The organism is Paraburkholderia sp. (assembly GCF_035501035.1).
Classification (GTDB): Bacteria; Pseudomonadota; Gammaproteobacteria; order Burkholderiales; family Burkholderiaceae; genus Paraburkholderia.
Genome location: NZ_DATJWR010000158.1, coordinates 1 through 7,121, shown reverse-complemented (window position 1 = coordinate 7,121; position 7,121 = coordinate 1). Strand labels below are relative to the sequence as shown.

Here is a 7,121-nt window from a genome sequence, read left to right as displayed (position 1 = left end):
GACGATTGCCACGTATCTGCGCATGGCTGGCTGGGGCACGACCACGCTCATGTCGAGCGGCAAGGATGTCTACATTCATTTCGCCGCGCCGGAGTTTGCCTTTGCGCTCGCCAACGACGCGCGCAGCAAGGCAGCGGTGCTTTACTCAGAGCCCGGCGGTTATTACGAGTTCGATGCGGACTTCAGCAAGCCGGTGGTGGCCTGCGTGGTCGGGCGCTGGAAGCAGAAGCTGACGCGTGCGGTCGGCCACGCAGGGGCGCTCGCTGGCGGTCACGACGACGCCGTTGCCAAGGAACGTTGGTTCATGGAGAAGTTCGACGTCGATCGCGCATTCACGCCGGACGATCCGGCGTGCAGCGCAAGAGGCGCGCTCGTCACCAATATCGCTCACATTCCGGCGGCGCTTACCGCAGTGATGCGCGAAAACGGCTCCCGGCCGGATTTTGCACCGGAGGGCAGCCTCGCACTCAAGCCGTGGTTCCGCTCGTCGCGCGGACTGGCGCTGCCTGCCGCGCTCGACCTGCCGGTGGTTACCGCGCTGTCGCCGTATGACGTCCAGATCGCCACGCTCAACCAGCAGGTCGGCATCTTGCTGCCGCGTCAGAATATGAAGGACGCGTCGGGGGCGTCGCAGATGGATCCGGGCACCCAGGTGACCAGCCTGCATGGAGTGTCGGTGCTGCAGGCCTCGCAGTGTTCGCTCGAGTCGAACCTGTGTCTGGCCTTGCTCCACGAAGCGGGGGGCGCGAACGACGCGAAGCTGGTCAGCGTGGCGGTGGGCGCGCAGATCAACCTGCATGGCTACGCAACGCTGGCGGCGGCGCAGGCCGCGCGCGAGGCGGGTAACGCGCCGAACAGCGTACTCGCGGCTGCCGTGAGTATCGTCGGTCCTCGCCGTGCCGAAGCGGCGTGCCGCGCCGTGCGGGCCCTCGTCGATCTCGGCACGTCGGCTGGACTGCGCGACGCGCTCGACGAAGGGTTCGATACGGCCGCGCTACGTGCCGATCCCGCGACTCGCGCACTGCTTATAGGCAGGGAGCCTGACGCAAAGGCCCAGGCGATGCTCGCCGGCCTCGCACAAAGAGGGGCGAAGTCTGCCTTCATCCGCTATCTGCAGTCGCTCGATGGGCCGCCGAGCGCCGCCGCGGTGCTCGCCGCTATCACCACCACGCTTGCGTGGGGGCCGCTCATGCGCAAGCGCGTGTCGCGCACGACGGTCGAGGCTCTGCCGTGGTGGGTGCATCTGTTCGGCACGCTGATCGGCGCGTCGGTCGATGCCGGTCAGCATGAACCTGCACGCTTCTGCGGCATTGCGATGGACGAGATTCTTGGACAGCGCTCGCTGACTGAAGTCGCTTGCGCCGCGTTACTCGGGAGCACGCCCGATGAGACCGAGTTGTTTGGATTCCAGACACTCGTGGGGTTGCTGCTCACAAATGGACCGGGCGCGATTTCCGCGCAGGGGGCGAAAGGTGCGGTATCCGCGGACGGCCCCGAGACGCCGGAACGCGTGCAACTGAACAAGGCGATGGTCGGCTTCCTCACCCATGCCGGCTATGCGCACGGTGGCAACGGTTTCGAGGGCGTGGCGTTCCTGCTGGAGCGGTTCAGGGGTGTAGCGATGGCCGATCCGGGCGACCCGGCGCACGGCCTCGACCTGAAGACGATGGCATCGGACTTCGCACGTGCCTATGGCGAGGAGCGGGCGCAACGCAAGGAACTCGGTGCACAGCAGGCCGCGCTGCCGTGTATCAACCACCCGGTGTTCAAGGGCAAACCGGTCAACGTCGATCCCCGCGAGGCATTCGTGCGTCAGCGTTTCGAGGCGCGGGAAGAGTACAACGTCTTCCACGAGTACTACCGCGCACTGGTCCAGGCACTGTACGACGAGAACGTCACACGCAACGTGTTCGCCGTCAATGTCGATGCTGTCATCGCGTCGGTGTTGCTGAAGATGATGTGGGCGCGTTATCGGGCGGGCAGCTTCCCGGAAAGCGCGCTCGAGACAGCCGCTTTCACGGTGTTCCTGTATGGCCGGATGATCGGCTGTGCCGCCGAGATAGACGACCACCTGAATCGCGGTCGGAACCTCGACACGCGTACTGCCCAGGCGAACGTGCGATTCGTCGCATAAAGCCCATCCACTGATCAGCGCAACGGCCGGAGCACACTCGATCGCGAGATCGCCGTGCGCGACCGGCCTCGGCCCCCGACCGTGCAGGAGACATTCCGTGCACACTACTTCGCATAGCCCACACCCTTCGCGGCCGGTACCCGCGGCGCAGCCTGACATCAAGCCACGCTTCTGGCCGGAGGGCTGGTGGAAGCTGATGGAATACCGGATCGGCGTCATTCCGTTACCGGTCTATGTGATTCTGCTCGCGTTGATCGCCGGCTTCGCGATCAACGGCAAGATGCCCGACGAGATCTCGATGGCATCGCCGTGCTGGCGTTCTTCGGTTTCACCTGTGCGGAAATCGGCAAGCGCCTGCCGATCCTGCGCAATATCGGCGCGGCGGCGATCTGTGCGACCTTCATTCCGTCCGCGCTCGCTTACTATCACCTGCTGCCCAAGCCGATTCTCGGACTCACCACGGAGTTCACGAAATCGACTAATTTTCTCTATCTGTTCATCGCGTCGATCCTCAGCATGGACCGGCGCGTGCTGATTAAGGGCTTCCTGAAGATCTTCATCCCGCTTGCATCAGGGTCGATTGCAGCGGCGATTGTCGGCACGTCTTCACTTCTTTTTTGTCATCGTTTTTTTGATCGAGACGGGCAGAATGTGGCATAGATGCGAGCGCATCGGTCCAGCCGGTTCTACCTCGCATGACGGCATGGATGGCAATGCCGGGTCCGCCATTCGGGCAGCGGGCCTCTCTCGCGGTGGCGCGCTCAGGCGGGAGGCAAAGAGCCATCCTCAACGAAAAACCGCCGGCGCGCTGCTTCATCCGACGGCGCCTCGGGACCCAGCCCTCGGATATCGGGCACACGATCGGGCTCCGTGGCTAAACACGGCAGAATACGGGCACGGCGCTCGTCAGCCATCTTTCCTCGTTCGTACAGCAACTGGGTGAGCCAATCGTGCACGCGGTGCAGCGCGCCGTAATAGCGGTCGTGCTCAAAAGCGTACGCGTGCGCAGCGGCGTCCCAGTCATCGCTCGCAAGCAAACGGTCGAGAAGCACCCTGACGTCACGCAGCGTCAACGAGAGCCCGGATCCCCAAGCCGGATCGCTCGCCGCCGCCGCATCCCCGATCAGCACCACGCCGCCGTTGCAGGGATGATCGACCCAGCTATCCGCACCCGGATATGCCGCCAGCGGGCCAACGACGCGCGCGTGCTCGAACCAGTCGCGCGGCACGCCCGAGTCGACACACGCGTCCTGGAGTTCGCAGACGTGCCCACTCCCACTGATGGGACGCGCGCGCTGCCCGATCCATGAGACAAAATACGTTCGAAACCGCTGGCTGCCGATCGGATAGATCAGTGCAGTCTGGCCCAACGCCGGGCACTGGAAGTGGTGGACGGCGTCCTCCGGCGCGTCGAGCCCCTCGTACAGCAGGCCGGCCACAACCAATCGCCCGGGATCCTGGTTCAGCTTGAAGCACGCAACTCTGCGCACGGTCGACCTCCGCCCATCGGCACCGACCACGAGCCGCGCCTTCACCCGATGCTTGCCGCCATCCGTCCGGATCTCGGCAATCGGCGCATGGCCCGCCGCGTCTGCGGGGGCGATCCCCACGACCTCGGCACCGCGTAACACCGTTGCTCCCGATGCCTCCGCCGCATCCAGCAGGGTGCGTTGCATTGCCGGATGATAGAAATCCAGACACGGGGTGTGCACGGGGGTAGTCGCAGCAAGATCCCGGCAATCGCTTCGGCATCCCGTGTAGCGCTTCCAGAAGGGCACCACGTGCGCCCCGTCATCGAGCAGCAGACGATCAATCCCGAGCGCGCCGGCTTCGACCACGCCCCACGGGAACACGCCCTCGCCACGCACACGGTCCCTGAACGTGGTTTCGCGCTCGACAATGAGCGTGTGCGCCCCGGCGGCCGCCAGTGCACGGCCAAGCGCGGCGCCGCCAAGGCCGCCGCCCACGATCAGCGCGTCATAGCTGCCCTGTGTCATTGTGAGGTGTTGTGCGAAGCGTTAGCGCGGCGGCTGCCGCGCTAACGGAATACATGTGAACGTCGGCGACTACCCACATGACGTACTCCGTATGTACGTTGTGGCCTGGATCAAAAAGCGGGGCGCGGCCCGCGAGACCTTGCAAGACGGTTCGTCAATGCAACGGCTTACTGACCGAAGTAAATCGGCTTCATGCCGGTAAAGGCCGCGGGCCCACCAGACGCCGACGTCCCGCTGACCACCCCGCCGTAACTGCTACCGCCGTTCTGCGCAGACACGCGCGCTTCGGCGGCCTGGATATCAGCCGGATAGTTCGTATTGTCGCCATCACCGGGGCGATAGCCCGCCTGTTCCAGTTGCACCAGCTCGGCGCGGACCTGCGCGGAAGTCAGGTCGGTGTTCGATTGTGCGAATGCGACAACCGGAGCCGCCATGACAGTAAGGATAACGACAGTTTGAGCAAGGGTTTTCATGATGAGCTACCTCCAACGATTGCCACGTATGGTGCGACAAGTCTTCTCGTCTGCCAGCGGAATCGATGACGCATTGATGCAGTGAAAACCGGCGCGAACAGGAGCATTCGCCGCACATCCGACTGACCTCGGCGGTAGGGGAACCGCCCGGTAACGCCAGCGCGAGCGGTGCCAAAACAAGCCGTTTCACTTCGTTCATTTCCCCCTGTATCTAACGAGGTCCTGCTCGAAGCAGTCAGCTTTGCGTCATGCAGGACTGAGTTGAAGATATACAAACGGAATACACGCCCAGTATATTTTCGCGGGCGTCCACTGGCCTCCATCACTTGATGGAGATCGGCCAGAAATGCGTTGCGTGGAATTCTTGCATTGGTCACGAAGGCCAGAGGCTTTCCTGAGCCGGATGGTGTAGAGGGGCTCGCTGCTCGAGATTCGACGTGAGTTTAGACAGGGGGAGGGCGATCATCCCATCGAGGGAGAATTTTCTTGGCCATTCGCTGGATTCGCTTCTTTCCGACCATCCCTGGCTTGTGGGAACCTCGAAATCAATCGCCGACATCGCTGTGGCCGCGCGACTCGACGAGATCGTCAGGACGAGCACGGGGCTATCCGGCGTCATTGACTTTCTACGTATAGGAGAGTGGCTCGAGCCGGTGCGCGTGCCGCGACGCTTTCGGGATCTGGCTGCGGTTCGGGGACCATGGTTGAGGATCCTCCGCCTTGTCACAGCATCGGAAGGACGTGGCCTTCCCAGCCTGTTAGTGCTGGAACGCGTGGCACGCGGAATCAGTACCGTCAGTGTGCAAGCGGAGGAAGAGCGGTCTGACGGGAGTGATAGGTCACGCGACTTTCAACTTGATTTCCGTAATGTGAGCTACCGCACATTACGGAACGTGTGGATGGGCGGGGCGTGACCTTGGGCCCAGGGGCCGAACGCCGCCCCGGGGACAACGCCCGGCGGCGCCTCAGCTCGCGCTGCCGACGCCTTGGTGCACAGTGAAGAGACCCGCTGGATCGTAGCGCTGCTTGACAGCCAGAAGCCGCGAGTAATTTGCACCCCAGAATGTCCGTTTCCAGTCCGGCTGAAAATAGTCGCTCTCGTTTAAATAGGTCCCGGTGGCGGGCGCGACCGCGCGCAGGGCTGCCAAGGCACTGGTGACGCGGGAGCGAGATGCGAAGGCCCTGGCGAGATCGGGTGGGGGCAGCCCGGGGAACGTCGGCGGGCCATTTGCCGCGGTCACGGCCCAGGCGAATGCATCCGCGACGTCGGAGTTCATCGCCGTGTTGCGCGCCGCGTCAATCGCTCCGGCGGGACCGCCGGCCAGGCCTTTGCTGAAATGCAGCGCGAGTTCCCAATGGCGGCTGGCGGCAAACCACGCATCGACAAACTGACAAACTGGCGCTGGTTTTGTTGTCGAAGCAGCGAGGCCGGCAGCCAGGCGGAGGCAAAGGCGTACCAGAACGCACCAACCGAGCGGCATCGGTAATCCACCAGAAGTGGTCGGCCGAAGCGCCTGGCCGGTTATCGAAGTCGATGGCGCTCGGCGCGTAGCGCCGGAAGAAGCTCGCGTCCCATAAAGAGCGCGCCGGAAAGGCATGTACCGCGAAGCCGAGTGACGCGCCTAGTGGATGTCATGCATGTACGCGATGCCGAGCTCACCGGCGAGCTGAGCGAGGCGCTTGTCCAAGGTCCAAATCGACGCACCGGGAGTCATCAAAGTTGACGCAAGCAACGTAAGATCGCTGCTGCCACAGCCTCGACCGTAAAATTGTCTCGCCTCGATCAACTCCATCACCTCGGTCCATGTCGCGTGCGTCGAATGTTGCAGCAGCCCTATGTCGTGGAGCGTCCGGACGCGAGGTGCTGGCGGAGTGCCACAGGCGAGTTCAACAAGAACGACCGGATGCGTCAGCGCCTGGTCGCTGGTGATCAGTTGAACAAGCCTCGTGTTGGCTCGACGGAAATGCTCAACCCATACGGATGTGTCGATGAGGACGCTCATTGCGTCGCAGGCTCGGATCGGCGCCGCGGGATGTCGGGCATATCGGGCGCGGCGCCACCCAAGGCTGCCAGACGCTTACCAGCCTGCACGCGAACAAACGTCTGCATTGCCACCCGAAACAGATCTGCCTTATCCATGTCGGGATCGGCCAGCTCAAGAGCGCGCTCGTAAAGGTTGTCGTCGATCGTAACGGTGGTTCGCATTTAGCCTCCGATTTGATGCCATTCCGCATCAATTATAGCATCAGATTTTGTTGCTTTTTGGGCCACGCCTCGGAAGCAGTGCAACGGCATGGCGCTCCTTCAAGCTAAAGGACTGCAGGCATGCCTCACCGCGGCTCTGGCTCGATACGTACGGAAAAGTCGACGTCGTATATCCCATGATATGAGCATTGGCCATCCCAGCAGCTGCGTGTGCGGGGTGACCTTGTAGTAGTGGGACACGACAAAATCACCTCGCAAGGTACGTTCGGCGAAGGATCCGTTCACGACCGCGCATAGTCGACTGCCGCAAA

Annotated in this window: 6 protein-coding genes and 1 pseudogene; 2 read left to right on the top strand and 5 right to left on the bottom strand. The window is 63.1% G+C overall.

Annotated features, from left to right (window positions below):
• Both VMJ11_RS11190 and VMJ11_RS11185 read left to right on the top strand, forming a co-directional pair.
• A partial coding sequence (locus VMJ11_RS11190; RefSeq protein ID WP_325619485.1) for a CoA-binding protein occupies positions 1 to 2,134 on the top strand: 2,134 nt, incomplete at its 5' end.
• Positions 2,135 to 2,291: 157 nt separating this feature from the next.
• Positions 2,292 to 2,740 (top strand): annotated as a pseudogene (locus VMJ11_RS11185) (2-hydroxycarboxylate transporter family protein); the annotation flags it as partial.
• Between the two features lie 155 nt (positions 2,741 to 2,895).
• Here the strand turns inward: VMJ11_RS11185 and VMJ11_RS11180 are convergent.
• From VMJ11_RS11180 to VMJ11_RS11160, 5 genes are all read right to left on the bottom strand, one after another.
• The gene (locus VMJ11_RS11180; protein ID WP_325619484.1) at positions 2,896 to 4,131 is read right to left on the bottom strand and encodes an FAD-dependent oxidoreductase; all 1,236 of its coding nucleotides are present in this window, start codon (positions 4,129 to 4,131) and stop codon (positions 2,896 to 2,898) included.
• Positions 4,132 to 4,298: 167 nt separating this feature from the next.
• Positions 4,299 to 4,604 carry a DUF4148 domain-containing protein gene (locus tag VMJ11_RS11175; RefSeq protein WP_325619483.1) on the bottom strand — a complete coding sequence of 102 codons (306 nt, stop codon included), beginning with the start codon at positions 4,602 to 4,604 and terminating at the stop codon, positions 4,299 to 4,301.
• A gap of 965 nt (positions 4,605 to 5,569) precedes the next feature.
• Positions 5,570 to 6,085, bottom strand: coding sequence for a BBE domain-containing protein (locus tag VMJ11_RS11170; protein ID WP_325619482.1), 516 nt, complete (start codon positions 6,083 to 6,085; stop codon positions 5,570 to 5,572).
• A gap of 141 nt (positions 6,086 to 6,226) precedes the next feature.
• On the bottom strand, positions 6,227 to 6,607 hold the full coding sequence (locus VMJ11_RS11165; protein ID WP_325619481.1) for a type II toxin-antitoxin system VapC family toxin: 381 nt from the start codon (positions 6,605 to 6,607) through the stop codon (positions 6,227 to 6,229).
• Complete coding sequence (locus VMJ11_RS11160; RefSeq protein WP_325619480.1) at positions 6,604 to 6,810, bottom strand: type II toxin-antitoxin system VapB family antitoxin; 207 nt, start codon at positions 6,808 to 6,810, stop codon at positions 6,604 to 6,606. Before VMJ11_RS11160 ends, VMJ11_RS11165 begins: the two co-directional genes overlap by 4 nt.
• Positions 6,811 to 7,121: the final 311 nt, after the last annotated feature.

Excerpts from the sequence above, each read along its gene's own strand:
- VMJ11_RS11180 (WP_325619484.1), bottom strand. The coding sequence starts at position 4,131 with ATGACACAGGGCAGCTATGACGCGCTGATCGTGGGCGGCGGCCTTGGC.
- VMJ11_RS11175 (WP_325619483.1), bottom strand. The coding sequence starts at position 4,604 with ATGAAAACCCTTGCTCAAACTGTCGTTATCCTTACTGTCATGGCGGCT.
- VMJ11_RS11170 (WP_325619482.1), bottom strand. The coding sequence starts at position 6,085 with ATGCCGCTCGGTTGGTGCGTTCTGGTACGCCTTTGCCTCCGCCTGGCT.
- VMJ11_RS11165 (WP_325619481.1), bottom strand. The coding sequence starts at position 6,607 with ATGAGCGTCCTCATCGACACATCCGTATGGGTTGAGCATTTCCGTCGA.
- VMJ11_RS11160 (WP_325619480.1), bottom strand. The coding sequence starts at position 6,810 with ATGCGAACCACCGTTACGATCGACGACAACCTTTACGAGCGCGCTCTT.